This window comes from Mesorhizobium sp. WSM4809 (genome assembly GCF_055811655.1).
This window is the reverse complement of sequence record NZ_JBVVQW010000003.1, coordinates 327,714-340,537: the sequence shown is the minus strand read 5'-3', so window position 1 is coordinate 340,537 and position 12,824 is coordinate 327,714. Positions and strand designations below refer to the sequence as shown.

Below are 12,824 nucleotides of genomic sequence, written 5' to 3'. Positions count from 1 at the left end.
AAGGCAGACACGCAGGCTTTTGCGTCAGGGCGGCGAAAACTGCCTTGGCCATATCGTCGCAATCAGCGGTATCCATTTGAAATTACCACTGAAAATGACACTGGAAAAGTGCCGTGAAGGTTGGAGTTTCGGGCTTGCTTCCTATATAAGCACCAAGTGATTCCTGATTAGATTGTGATCCGATTTGACCGACCAGAAGACACCGCGCGGCGCCGACGGCGGCCCCACCGGCATCGAGCCGATATCCATCGTCGAGGAGATGCAGCGCTCCTATCTCGATTACGCTATGAGCGTGATCGTCAGCCGTGCGCTGCCGGACGTGCGCGACGGCCTGAAGCCGGTGCATCGCCGCATTCTCTTCGCCGCCCATGAGAGCGGCTACCACTGGAACCGCAAATATGTGAAGTCGGCGCGTCCGGTCGCCGACGTGATGGGTAAATACCATCCGCATGGCGACGCCTCCATCTATGACGCCTTGGTGCGCATGGCGCAGGACTGGTCGCTGCGCGTTCCGTTGATCGACGGGCAGGGCAATTTCGGTTCCATCGACGGCGATCCGCCTGCGGCGATGCGCTACACGGAAGCGCGGCTGACCAAGGTCGCGCACGAGCTTTTGGAGGATATCGACAAGGATACCGTCGATTTCCAGGACACTTACGACGCGTCGGGCAGCGAACCGAAGGTTCTGCCGGCACGGTTTCCCAACCTTTTGGTCAACGGCTCGGGCGGCATCGCCGTCGGCATGGCGACCAACATTCCACCGCATAATCTCAGCGAAATCTGCAACGGCGCCATCGCCCTCATCGACAATCCGGCGATCGACCTGCCGGCGTTGATGGAGATCATTCCGGGACCGGATTTCCCCACCGGCGGCATCGTGCTTGGCCGTTCGGGCATCTACAACGCCTATTCGACCGGCCGTGGCTCCATCGTCATGCGCGGCAAGGTCAACATCGAACAGCGCGGCAACGACCGCGAGTCGATCATCATCACCGAGGTTCCCTACCAGGTGAACAAGTCGTCGATGATCGAGAAGATGGCTGAACTGGTGCGCGACAAGCGCATCGAGGGCATTTCCGATATCCGCGACGAGAGCGACCGCCAGGGCTACCGCGTCGTCATCGAGTTGAAGCGCGACGCCGTTGCCGACGTCATCCTCAACCAGCTCTACCGCTTCACGCCGCTGCAGACCTCCTTCGGCGCCAATATGGTGGCACTGAACGGCGGCAAGCCGGAAGTGATGAACCTGACCGATATGCTGAAGGCGTTCGTCGCCTTCCGTGAGGAGGTGATCACAAGGCGGACGAAATTCCTGCTGCGCAAGGCGCGCGACCGCGCCCATGTGCTGGTCGGTCTCGCCATCGCAGTCGCCAACATCGACGAGATCATCAAGCTGATCCGCACCGCGCCGGATCCGCAGACGGCGCGTGAGCAGTTGATGGAGCGGCGCTGGCCCTCTGGCGACGTGGAATCGCTGATCCTCCTGATCGATGACCCGCGTCACCGCATCAACGAAGACGGCACCTACAATCTGTCAGAGGAACAGGCGCGCGCCATCCTCGAACTGCGCCTGCAGCGCCTGACCGCGCTCGGCCGCGACGAGATCGCCGACGAGTTGAACACGATCGGCGCCGAAATCATCGATTACCTGGACATTTTGTCGTCCCGCGCGCGCGTCCAGCAGATCGTCAAGGACGAGCTTGCTGCCGTGCGCGACGAGTTCGGCACGCCGCGCCGCACCGAACTCACCGACGGCGGTTCGGACATGGAAGACGAGGACCTGATCCAGCGCGAGGACATGGTCGTGACGGTGAGCCATTCCGGCTACATCAAGCGCGTGCCGCTGTCGCTCTACCGGGCGCAGCGTCGCGGCGGCAAGGGCCGCTCCGGCATGTCGACCAAGGAAGAGGATTTCGTCACCCGGCTGTTCGTGGCCAACACCCATACGCCGGTGCTGTTCTTCTCCTCGCGCGGCATCGTCTACAAGGAAAAGGTCTGGCGGCTGCCGATCGGCAATCCGCAGTCACGCGGCAAGGCGCTGATCAACATGCTGCCGCTGGAGCAGGGCGAGCGCATCACCACCATCATGCCGCTGCCGGAGGACGAGGCCAGCTGGGGCGAACTTTACGTGATGTTCGCCACCACGCGCGGCACCGTGCGCCGCAACGATCTATCCGACTTCGTCCAGGTCAACCGCAACGGCAAGATCGCCATGAAGCTGGAGGAAGAAGGCGACGAGATCCTCGGCGTCGAGACCTGCACCGACAAGGACGACGTGCTACTGACCGCCAGTTCCGGCCAGTGCATACGCTTCTCCGTCGGCGACGTGCGCGTCTTCCAGAGCCGCAATTCGGTCGGTGTGCGCGGCATAACCATGGCCGAGACCGACCGCATCATCTCGATGTCGGTGATAGAGCATGTCGATGCTTCGCCAGCGGAACGCGCCGCTTACCTGAAGCGCGCGGCGGCGGAGCGGCGGCTTGCCACGGAAACGACCGGCGAAGAGGAAGAGATCGCGCTGACCAATGAGGAGATCGGCGAGGAGACGGAGCTTTCCGACAACCGATACGAAGAGCTCAAGGCGCACGAACAGTACGTGCTGACCGTCACCGAGTTCGGCTACGGCAAGCGTTCGTCGTCCTATGATTTCCGGCTGACCGGACGCGGCGGCAAAGGCATCCGCGCCACCGATGTGTCGAAGGCAGCCGAGATTGGCAGGCTGGTGGCGACGTTCCCGGTCGGCAATGACGACCAGATCATGCTGGTGTCGGACGGCGGCACCGTCATCCGGGTTCCGGTCAACGGCATCCGTTTCGCCAGCCGCGCCACCAAGGGCGTGACCATCTTCAACACGGCTGAAGGCGAAAAGGTGGTTTCGGTCGAGCGGATCTCGGAACCGCAAGCGGACGAAGAAAGCGATGAGACGGTCGAGGGCGGTGCTGATGCCGCTCCGGCGCCTGACGCCGGTCCGGAGGGTACGGACTAAGTCCGGCACCCGGGTTTTGACATAGCAACGCCGGCCAGGTGGCCGGCGCGGCAGCAAGTTCAGGCTTTATCAGTAGTGACGATATGGCTTGCGCGGGCCGAAGCCTTCGAAGCGCTTGGTGTTTGCCTTGACGCGGATGCGTTGCGCCTCCTGATGCAGCCCAAATACGGTGGCGATCAGCATGGCGACGGTCATTGCGGTGGCGAGCATGTAGATCAGCATGTGCGTGTTCTCCTGCGCCTAACAACGGATAGATGGGATTTTGGTTTCATCTTATTAAGGTGCAACCTAGTGAACGCTGCGTGAAGGCTTCGTGATCAGCGTGTTCATCTGTCGTTCATGTGCCGGAAAAGGTTCACGACCGGCGCGCCGATCGGTTTGCCTTTGCGAGAGAGGCTCGTTAGAGCCTGTTACATCTTGATGGACGGAAGACGGAACGGGCTCTAGCTTTCATTTGAGCATGATCTTTTCCAAAAACCGGTTTCCACTTTTTGGGATCATGCATTAGAAGCACCTGCCATGACTGAACGCATCGCCCTCTATGCCGGCTCCTTCGACCCGCTGACCAACGGCCATCTCGATGTGCTGAAGGCCTCGCTGGCCGTGGCGGATATCGTTTACGCGGCGATCGGCATCCATCCGGGCAAGCAACCGCTGTTTTCCTTCGAGGAGCGGGTGAAGCTGATCGAGACGGCGACGAAGACGGAATTCGGCAGCGACGGTGCCCGCATCAAGGTCGTCGCCTTCGACGGGCTGGTCATCGACGCCGCCAGGAAGCAGGGCGCCTCGATCATGATCCGCGGCCTGCGCGACGGCACCGACCTCGACTATGAGATGCAGATGGCCGGCATGAACGAGACCATGGCGCCTCAACTGCAGACGGTTTTTCTGCCCGCCAGTCCTTCGGTACGCACCATTACCGCCACACTTGTTCGCCAGATTGCCTCGATGGGCGGCGACATTCGCCCCTTCGTGCCGGCGGCGGTTGCCGGTGCGCTCACAGCCAAGTTCAAGAAGTAAGTTTTCGGAGAAAACCATGCAGCTGAAAAAGCTAGCCTCGTTCCTTGTCGTGCTCGCCGGTCTTGTGGCTGTGTCGGTCTCGGCTTTCGCCGCCGACCCGGAAAACACAATGATCATCACGCTGAAGGACGGCGACGTCACCATTGCGCTGAGGCCCGATCTTGCGCCAAAGCATGTCGAGCAGATCAAGAAGCTGGTGCGCCAAGGCGCCTATGACAACGTCGCCTTCCATCGCGTCATCGACGGCTTCATGGCGCAGACCGGCGACGTCAAGTTCGGCAATATGAAAAAGGGTTTCAGCGCCGAGGCCGCCGGCACCGGCGGTTCCGACCTGCCCGACCTGCCGGCCGAATTCTCACAGACCGAACATTATAAGCGCGGCGTGGTCGGTATGGCCCGCTCGCAGGACCCAAATTCGGCCAATTCGCAGTTCTTCATCATGTTCGCTCCGGCACCGCCCCTCGATGGCCAGTACACGATCGTCGGCAATGTCGTCAGCGGCATGGAACTGGTGGACCAAATCAAGAAGGGCGACCAGGCGGACAACGGCACGGTCACCGATCCCGACCGGATGATTAAGGTGCGCATCGCCGCCGACAAGTAAATTGTCGAATAACTCTGTTTTCTCAAAAGGATATCTGACATGGCCGAAATCAAGGATCGCGAGAACGCGCTCATCATGGAAACGACCAAGGGCAAGGTCGTCATCGAACTTTTCCCCGACCTGGCGCCCGGCCATGTCGCCCGCATCAAGGAACTGGCCAGGGAAGGCGCCTATGACGGCGTGGTCTTCCACCGCGTCATCGAGGGTTTCATGGCGCAGACCGGCGACGTCAAGTTCGGCAATTCGAGCAAGCCTTCCTTCGCGCCGTCCCGCGCGGGCATGGGCGGCTCTGAAAAGCCGGATTTGAAGGCTGAATTCTCCAACGCCAACCATGCTCGCGGCACCTGCTCGATGGCCCGCTCGCAGAACCCGAACTCGGCCAATTCGCAGTTCTTCATCTGCTTCGACGATGCCGCATTCCTCAACCGCCAGTACACGGTCTGGGGCCAGGTCATCGAAGGCATGGACAATGTCGACAAGATCAAGCGCGGCGAGCCGGTGCAGGATCCCGACAAGATCGTGTCGCTGAAGGTCGCGGCCGACGTCAAGTAAGGGCAAACGACAATGATGGGCGTCGTCTGGTCGCTTCTCGGCATCCTGTCCGGCGCCTTCATTGCCATTCAGGCGCCGATCAATTCGCAGCTGGCGCGCGGCCTGGGCCTCCCGGTCGCGGCGGCTGCGTTTTCGTTCCTGTCGGGCGCGATCGTGCTCGGTATCATCTCCGTCACGGTGGTGAAGCTGCAAGGCATCTCGCTCGACTGGAAGGCGCCGGCGCCCTGGCTGTTCGTGGCCGGCGGCATGCTGGGCGGTTTCTATGTCACGCTGTCGACGATTCTCACGCCACGCATAGGTGCGGCCGCGCTGATGGCGTTTCTGGTCACCGGCCAGTTGCTGGCCGGCATGCTCATCGATCGCGTCGGCTTCCTCGGCGTCGCGGTGCGTGAAATCTCGCTCGGCCGCGTTGCCGGCGCGGTGCTGCTGCTGGCCGGAGCGCTGCTCGTCCGGCTCTACTGATGCGCGTCGATCTCTTTGACTTCGACTTGCCGGAGGAGCGCATCGCGCTCCGCCCGGCGCAGCCGCGTGACAGCGCCAAGATGCTTCTGGTCAAATCAGGCGAAGGGCTCGAGGACTGGACGGTTGGCGACCTGCCGTCCTTGCTCAGGGCCGGCGACGTGCTGGTGTTCAACGACACCAAGGTCATTCCAGCGCAGCTCAAAGGCATAAGGCGGCGGGGCGAAGCGACGGCGCAGGTCGAAGCCACGCTGCATATGCGCATGGCGCCGGACCGCTGGCTGGCCTTCATGCGGCCGGGCAAGCGCATAGCCGCCGGCGACCGCATCCATTTCGGCCATGACGGCAATTCCTGTTTCCTCGGTCAGCTCGACGCCACGGTGATCGAGAAAGGCGAGGGCGGCGAAGCACTGCTCGGCTTCGACCTGTCGGGGCCGTTCCTCGACGAGGCGCTGCACGCGGTCGGCCATATTCCGCTGCCGCCCTACATCGCCTCGAAGCGCGACGACGACGAACGCGACCGGGCCGACTACCAGACCATCTATGCAAGCGAGGAAGGCGCCGTCGCGGCACCGACCGCGGGCCTGCATTTCACGCCGGAGCTTTTTGCAGCGCTTGACGCCAGGGGCATCGAACGCCGCTTCGTCACCTTGCATGTCGGCGCCGGCACGTTCCTGCCGGTGAAGGCGGACGACACCGCCGACCACAAGATGCATGCCGAGATAGGCTCGGTAAGCGCGGAAACAGCCGACGCGCTGAATGCGGCCAAGGCGAGGGGTGGGCGCATCGTTGCTGTCGGTACGACCTCGCTGCGTCTGCTGGAGAGTGCCGCGCGTGAGGACGGTACTCTGGCTGCGTGGTCCGGTCCGACCGATATCTTCATCACGCCCGGCTACCGTTTTCGCACGGCCGACGTGCTGATGACCAATTTCCATCTGCCGCGCTCGACGCTGTTCATGCTTGTCTCGGCCTTCAGCGGCCTCGACACGATGCGCCCGGCCTATGCCCATGCCATCGAGAACCGTTACAGATTCTATTCCTATGGCGACGCAAGCCTGCTTTTCCGAGCGGAGACGAGCGACCGCCAGTCGCTCGACAATCAGGCGCCGGACGCCCCGATCCACGACAAGGAATTCAATGGCTAAGCCGTTCAGCTTCAAGGTTCTGGCAACCGACGGCAAGGCGCGGCGCGGCGTGATCGACATGCCACGCGGCGAAATCCGCACGCCGGCCTTCATGCCGGTCGGCACCGGCGGCACCGTCAAGGCCATGTATATGGACCAGGTGCGCGGTGTCGGCGCCGACATCATCCTGGGCAACACCTACCATCTGATGCTGCGGCCCGGCGCCGAGCGTGTGGCGCGGCTCGGCGGTTTGCATGAATTCGCTCGCTGGCCGCATCCGATCCTAACCGACAGCGGCGGTTTCCAGGTGATGTCGCTGTCGAAGCTGAGAAAGCTGACCGAAAAGGGCGTCACCTTCCGCTCGCATATCGATGGCGCCGCCTACGAGATGTCGCCGGAGCGTTCGATAGAGATCCAGGGATTGCTCGATTCCGATATCCAGATGCAGCTCGACGAATGCACGGCGCTGCCGGCCGAGATGAAGGAAATCGAGCGCGCCATGGAGCTGTCGTTGCGTTGGGCCGAGCGCTGCAAGACGGCGTTCGGCGATCAACCGGGCAAGGCGATGTTCGGCATCGTGCAAGGCGGCGACAACGCGGCGCTGCGGGAGCGCTCGGCGCAGGCGCTGAGCGCGATGGAGCTGAAGGGCTATGCGGTCGGCGGCCTGGCCGTCGGCGAACCGCAAGCGGTGATGCTCGAGATGCTCGACATCACCTGCCCGGAACTGCCAGCGGACAAGCCGCGCTATCTGATGGGTGTCGGCACGCCCGACGATATCCTGAAATCGGTGGCGCGCGGCATCGACATGTTCGACTGCGTGATGCCGACACGGGCCGGCCGCCACGGCCTTGCCTATACAAGGCGCGGCAAGGTCAATCTGCGCAACGCCCGCCATGCCGACGATCCACGGCCGCTCGACGAGGAAAGCGACTGCCCGGCCGCCCGGGACTACTCACGCGCCTATCTGCATCATCTGGTGCGCTCTCAAGAAGCGCTCGGCGCAATGCTTTTGACGTGGAACAACCTGTCCTACTACCAGAAACTGATGCAGGACATCCGCGCTGCGATCGAGGCCGGCACCTTCGAGGCGCGCGGCGCGGAAATCACCGAGGGCTGGGCGAGGGGCGATATCCCGTTGCTGTGAGGCCTCAAGTGCTGAGCGAATTCGAAGCGCGCAGGCTGCAGCCGGTGATCTGGAACGTACCGTCGGGCTGTTGCTGCAACGTGTAGACCGCCTCGTAATCCTTGCCGTCGGGGCCGACGATCAGCACCTGCTGGACGATCGAACCCGGAGCGGTCTCCTCGACCTTGCCGAAGGAATAGGTCCGCGGCTTGCGCACCGGCGGATAGCCGTTGGTCACCATGTTCATGAAGGCATCGACGGTCGGGAAGATCCGCTTCACATTCGGGGCGGCGAAGCTGTAGGCGGTGGCGCCGTCATTGGCGATGAGGGCCTTTAGCTGACTGTCGATGACGGACTGGCCCGCCTTGATCTCGGCATCGCCGGCCAATACCGACGACGCGAAGAGGAATGGAACGACTGCGATTGCGAAAAAGGCGCGGCGCATGGCCTGTCTCCGTTATCCCGCGAAATATCTTCCCTCGAAATGCTGCTGTCCGAAGACACATCATAACATACGCTTGGCAGCGCATCGCGGTTTCAGCGATTGCGAATATTCACTGGCGATCGGTGACAAGTTCCACGCCAGTGGCGGAGTTGCAGCAGGCGGTAGCCTAGGCCCGAGCCGGCTGAGCATTCATTCCAGCGCTTGAAAGCCCGCCTCCAGTCTGCCAGAAGGGCCGCTGGACTTGGACGTTTAGCGGGACGAAGCCATGAAGGCGTTTTTCGTGCAGATCAAATGCGAGCTCGGCAAATCCTATGAGGTTGCCAGCGCGCTTGCCGATGCCGAGATCGCCTCGGAAATCTACTCCACCGCCGGCAATTACGATCTGCTCGCCAAATTCTACGTCGACGACGAGGAAGACGTCGGCCATTTCGTCAATGAGAAGGTGCAGATTCTCCCCGGCATCAAGGACACGTTCACCGTTGTCACGTTTCGCGCTTTCTAGCCTGGAAACGCATTTGCCCGGGCACGAGGCAAAGGCTGATCAAGGTCATATTTCACCTGCCTCAATTTTAGGCAGGCGCAACATACTGATCGCCCGTATCTCCCAAATCACCGATTGCGCTTGATTTTCTCCGGCGACGTCAGTGAAATGGCGTCACAGGGGAGTATGCGATTGGCAGCGTTCGATGAAATGCTTCCGGAAGTCTCCGGATTGAGAAGACCGTATTCGGCTTATGATCGCTGGCTGAAGGAGCAGGATCCGGCCAGGCTGACCGAGAAGATGCAGGACGCCGAACGCGTCTTCCGCAAGACCGGCATCACCTTCGCCGTTTATGGCGAGCAGGAAGCTTCTGAGCGGCTGATCCCGTTCGATATCGTTCCCCGCATCATTTCAGGCAATGAATGGCGCCGCCTCACGCAAGGCATAGAGCAGCGCGTGCAGGCGCTGAACGCCTTCCTCGACGACATCTACCATCGCCAGGAAATCCTGCGGGCAGGGCGCGTTCCCAGGGAGTTGATCGCCAGGAACGAGGCATTCCTGCCGGAGATGATCGGGGTAAGGCCGCCGGCCGGCGTCTACACCCACATCATCGGCGTCGACATCGTCCGCATCTCGGAGGACGAATTCTACGTGCTGGAGGACAATGCGCGCACACCGTCGGGCGTCTCCTACATGCTGGAGAACCGCGAAACGATGATGCAGCTGTTCCCCGAGCTGTTCCAGAAGATCAAGGTGCGGCCGGTGGAAAACTACCCGCAGCTTCTGCGCCAGTCGCTGGCGGCGGTGCGGCCGCAAAGCACCAAAGGTGCGCCGACCATTGCGGTGCTGACGCCCGGCAGCTTCAACTCCGCCTATTTCGAACACGCCTTCCTCGCCGACCAGATGGGCGTGCAACTGGTCGAAGGCCAGGACCTGCGCGTCGTAGATGGCCATGTCGCGATGCGCACGACGGAAGGCTACAAGCAGATCGATGTCCTCTACCGGCGCGTGGACGATTCCTTCCTCGATCCGCTGACCTTCCGGCCGGACTCCGCACTTGGCATACCCGGTATCATGGATGTCTATCGGGCCGGCAACATCACCATCGCCAATGCGCCTGGCACCGGCATCGCCGACGACAAGGCGATCTATTCCTACATGCCCGAGATCATTGAATTCTACACCGGACGCAAGGCGATCCTGGGCAACATTCCGACCTGGCGCTGCTCGGAGCCGGACAGCCTGAAATACGTGCTCGAACACATCGACGAGCTGGTGATCAAGGAAGTCCATGGTTCCGGCGGCTACGGCATGCTGGTCGGGCCGGCTGCGACCAAGAAGGAATGCGAGACCTTTGCCAAGAAACTCCAGGCAAAACCTTCGAATTACATCGCCCAGCCGACGCTGGCGCTGTCGACATGCCCGATCCTGACGGAAAAGGGGCTGGCGCCGCGCCATGTCGATCTCAGGCCTTATGTGCTGGTCTCCGATCGCATCCAGATCGTGCCGGGCGGCCTCACGCGTGTCGCGCTGAAGAAAGGCTCGCTGGTCGTGAATTCCTCGCAAGGCGGCGGGACGAAAGATACTTGGGTGCTGGATGATTAAAGCGAATAGCGAATAGTGAGTAGCGAATAGGGGAAGGAGGGCAGCAAGACGGCGATCAATTCTTACAGGGACCTAATTGTTTGGAAAGCGGCCGTCGAGTTGGCGGTGGATTGCTATTCGGTAACCAAAGCCTTTCCAAGCAGCGAAATCTACGGGATGACCTCTCAGATGCGGCGGTCTTCCGTATCAATTGCAGCAAACATCGCCGAAGGGCATGGGCGGGAGAGTACGGGATCATTCATTCAATTTCTGCGCATGGCGCAGGGATCTCTCAAAGAGTTGGAAACACACCTGATCTTGTCTGAAAAAGTAGGGTTGATGGTTGAAGCAGAGGTGGTGCGTTTGCTTAGCAAGGCCGATGAGATCGGGAAAATGCTACGTTCCATGATCAGGAGTTTGCAACAAAAATCATGAAGCTGATTTTCCCCTATTCGCTACTCACTATTCGCTATTCGCTCGAAATCGGGGCACGATGATGCTTTTAGGCCGCACCGCCAACGGGCTTTACTGGATGAATCGCTATATCGAGCGGGCGGAGAACATGGCGCGCTTGGTCGATGCCGGTTTGCGCATGGCGCTGACTCGTACCCAGAGTGCCTCGGAAGAGTGGAATTCGGTGCTGCTCAGCGCCGGTTCCGACGTCACCTTCAGCCAGAAATATTCTGACTATACCGCGGCCAACGTCGCCGACTTCCTGTTGCGCGACACGTCGAACCCGTCGAGCACGATGGCGTCGATCGAGACGGCCCGCAACAATGCCCGCATGGTGCGTACCGCGCTGACGCGCGAAACCTGGGAAAGCATCAACGAAGCCTGGATGTCGCTGAAGCGGATGCTGGCCAAGCCGATCGACGAGCGCGACCTGCCCAGCGTACTCGACGCCATCAAGCGCGAGACGGCGCTGATCCGCGGCTCGTTCTACGGCACCATGCTGCGCAACGAAATCTTCGACTTCTCGCAGCTCGGCACCTATGTCGAGCGCGCGGACAACACGGCGCGCATCCTCGACGTGAAATATTATGTGCTGCTGCCGTCGATCTCCTGGGTCGGCTCGACGCTCGACAATTATCAGTGGGAATCGATCCTGCGTTCGGTCTCGGCGCATCGCTCCTACCGCTGGGTCTACGACGCCGATTACAAGCCGACCAACATTGCCGACTATCTGATCCTCAATGTCCGCATGCCGCGTTCGCTGATGTTCTGCTATCGCTTCCTGTCGGAGCACCTGAAATTCCTCGGCGACGATTACGGCGAACGCCATGCCTGCCACGCAACGGCCGAGAAGACGCAGACAATGCTGAGAGCCGGGTCGATCAAGGGCATATTCGACGCCGGGCTGCATGAGTTCCTGGCGAATTTCATTCGCGACAACACCAAGCTGGGCGAAGAGATCGCACAAGATTACCGGTTCAATTGAGCATGGTCCCGAAAGGTGGGAGCCGGTTTTCTCAGACAAATGAAACCGTTTGTCCGGAGATCGTGCTCACAAACGGAATAGAAGCATGCGGCTGAAGATCACCCATCGGACCGAATACCGCTACGACGCGCCGGTGCACTATCTGTTGCAGCGGCTGCGGCTGCTTCCGGTCAGCGGGTCGACGCAGACCGTTCTGTCCTGGGCCTTGACCATCGAAGGCGCGCGCGAAGAAGTTCGCTTTGTCGACCATTTCGGCAATGACACAAGGCTGCTAAGCGTCGAGGGCGAGCGCGACTTCATCACGGTGGAAGCATCAGGCGAAGTGGTGACACGCGACACCGCGGGTGTCTCGGGGCCGCACCAGGGCTTTACGCCGCTCTGGCTGTACAGCCATGAGACGCCATTGACGGTGATCGGCAGCGGTATCCGCGAACTCGCCGCATCGGTCGGCAAGGGCAGCGACATCGAAAGGCTGCACCGGCTGATGGCTGTCATCGGCGAGCGCGTTGTCTACACGCCCGGCACCACCAGTGCGACGACGCCGGCGGAGGAAGCCTTGGCGCTGAAAACCGGGGTCTGCCAGGATCATACACATATCTTTGCCGCCGCGGCGCGTGCCATGGGCTTTCCGGCCCGCTATGTCAGCGGCTATCTGATGCTGGAAGCCACAGTCGAGCAGGCGGCCAGCCATGCCTGGGCCGAGGCGCATGTTTCGGGTCTCGGCTGGGTTGCCTTCGATGCCGCCAATGGCATTTCACCCGACGAGCGTTATGTAAAGGTGGCAACGGGCCGCGATTACCGCGACGCCACGCCGGTGTCGGGAATTCGGCTGGGACAGGCGGAAGAACAGCTTGCGGTCACCGTCACGGTGGAGCAGTAATCCTCGCAAGATTGCTGCCGAGCGATTCATCGTTTCAAGGAAACGCCGAACCGCTCTATCCCCTTGTTTTAACGCAATTCCGGACGGAAAACCGCTTCACACTTTTCCTGGAATTGCTCTAGAAGAGA

Annotated in this window: 14 protein-coding genes; 12 read left to right on the top strand and 2 right to left on the bottom strand. The window is 61.2% G+C overall.

Annotation, left to right across the window (positions count from 1 at the left end; all coding sequences use genetic code 11):
* The first annotated feature begins 184 nt into the window (after positions 1-184).
* Positions 185-2,986 (top strand): DNA gyrase subunit A, encoded by a 2,802-nt coding sequence (gene gyrA / locus AC0L24_RS09760; protein ID WP_127810491.1) that lies wholly within the window; start codon positions 185-187, stop codon positions 2,984-2,986.
* 69 nt (positions 2,987-3,055) lie between these two features.
* Here gyrA and AC0L24_RS09755 read toward each other — a convergent pair whose 3' ends face one another.
* Positions 3,056-3,208 carry a hypothetical protein gene (locus tag AC0L24_RS09755; RefSeq protein ID WP_081714296.1) on the bottom strand — a complete coding sequence of 51 codons (153 nt, stop codon included), beginning with the start codon at positions 3,206-3,208 and terminating at the stop codon, positions 3,056-3,058.
* Positions 3,209-3,505: 297 nt separating this feature from the next.
* On the opposite strand from AC0L24_RS09755, the gene coaD reads away from it, so the two are divergent.
* The 6 genes from coaD to tgt are packed head-to-tail and all read left to right on the top strand — an operon-like array spanning position 3,506 to position 7,889.
* Positions 3,506-4,006, top strand: a complete 501-nt coding sequence (gene coaD, locus AC0L24_RS09750; RefSeq protein ID WP_127272529.1) for a pantetheine-phosphate adenylyltransferase — start codon at positions 3,506-3,508, stop codon at positions 4,004-4,006.
* Positions 4,007-4,022: 16 nt separating this feature from the next.
* Positions 4,023-4,610 carry a peptidylprolyl isomerase gene (locus AC0L24_RS09745; protein WP_127269468.1) on the top strand — a complete coding sequence of 196 codons (588 nt, stop codon included), beginning with the start codon at positions 4,023-4,025 and terminating at the stop codon, positions 4,608-4,610.
* Between the two features lie 39 nt (positions 4,611-4,649).
* A complete protein-coding gene (locus AC0L24_RS09740; RefSeq protein WP_127269467.1) occupies positions 4,650-5,162 on the top strand; it encodes a peptidylprolyl isomerase in 513 nt (170 codons plus the stop codon).
* A gap of 12 nt (positions 5,163-5,174) precedes the next feature.
* The gene (locus AC0L24_RS09735; RefSeq protein WP_127269466.1) at positions 5,175-5,624 is read left to right on the top strand and encodes a DMT family transporter; all 450 of its coding nucleotides are present in this window, start codon (positions 5,175-5,177) and stop codon (positions 5,622-5,624) included.
* Positions 5,624-6,766, top strand: coding sequence for a tRNA preQ1(34) S-adenosylmethionine ribosyltransferase-isomerase QueA (gene queA / locus AC0L24_RS09730; protein ID WP_292695024.1), 1,143 nt, complete (start codon positions 5,624-5,626; stop codon positions 6,764-6,766). Before AC0L24_RS09735 ends, queA begins: the two co-directional genes overlap by 1 nt.
* Positions 6,759-7,889: a tRNA guanosine(34) transglycosylase Tgt gene (tgt, locus tag AC0L24_RS09725; protein ID WP_292454904.1), complete on the top strand. Its 1,131-nt coding sequence runs from the start codon at positions 6,759-6,761 to the stop codon at positions 7,887-7,889. The genes queA and tgt overlap by 8 nt, the downstream gene beginning before the upstream one ends.
* Before the next feature lie 4 nt (positions 7,890-7,893).
* Here tgt and AC0L24_RS09720 read toward each other — a convergent pair whose 3' ends face one another.
* Positions 7,894-8,313 carry a DUF4864 domain-containing protein gene (locus tag AC0L24_RS09720; RefSeq protein WP_127269463.1) on the bottom strand — a complete coding sequence of 140 codons (420 nt, stop codon included), beginning with the start codon at positions 8,311-8,313 and terminating at the stop codon, positions 7,894-7,896.
* 265 nt (positions 8,314-8,578) lie between these two features.
* On the opposite strand from AC0L24_RS09720, the gene AC0L24_RS09715 reads away from it, so the two are divergent.
* From AC0L24_RS09715 to AC0L24_RS09695, 5 genes are all read left to right on the top strand, one after another.
* Positions 8,579-8,815, top strand: a complete 237-nt coding sequence (locus tag AC0L24_RS09715; protein ID WP_010909609.1) for an Lrp/AsnC family transcriptional regulator — start codon at positions 8,579-8,581, stop codon at positions 8,813-8,815.
* A 171-nt stretch (positions 8,816-8,986) separates the two neighbouring features.
* On the top strand, positions 8,987-10,399 hold the full coding sequence (locus AC0L24_RS09710) for a circularly permuted type 2 ATP-grasp protein (RefSeq protein ID WP_473563669.1): 1,413 nt from the start codon (positions 8,987-8,989) through the stop codon (positions 10,397-10,399).
* Positions 10,400-10,453: 54 nt separating this feature from the next.
* A complete protein-coding gene (locus tag AC0L24_RS09705; protein ID WP_127270768.1) occupies positions 10,454-10,813 on the top strand; it encodes a four helix bundle protein in 360 nt (119 codons plus the stop codon).
* Positions 10,814-10,874: 61 nt separating this feature from the next.
* A complete protein-coding gene (locus AC0L24_RS09700) occupies positions 10,875-11,816 on the top strand; it encodes an alpha-E domain-containing protein (RefSeq protein ID WP_027036710.1) in 942 nt (313 codons plus the stop codon).
* Positions 11,817-11,901: 85 nt separating this feature from the next.
* Complete coding sequence (locus AC0L24_RS09695; protein ID WP_127273300.1) at positions 11,902-12,696, top strand: transglutaminase family protein; 795 nt, start codon at positions 11,902-11,904, stop codon at positions 12,694-12,696.
* Positions 12,697-12,824 lie beyond the last annotated feature (128 nt).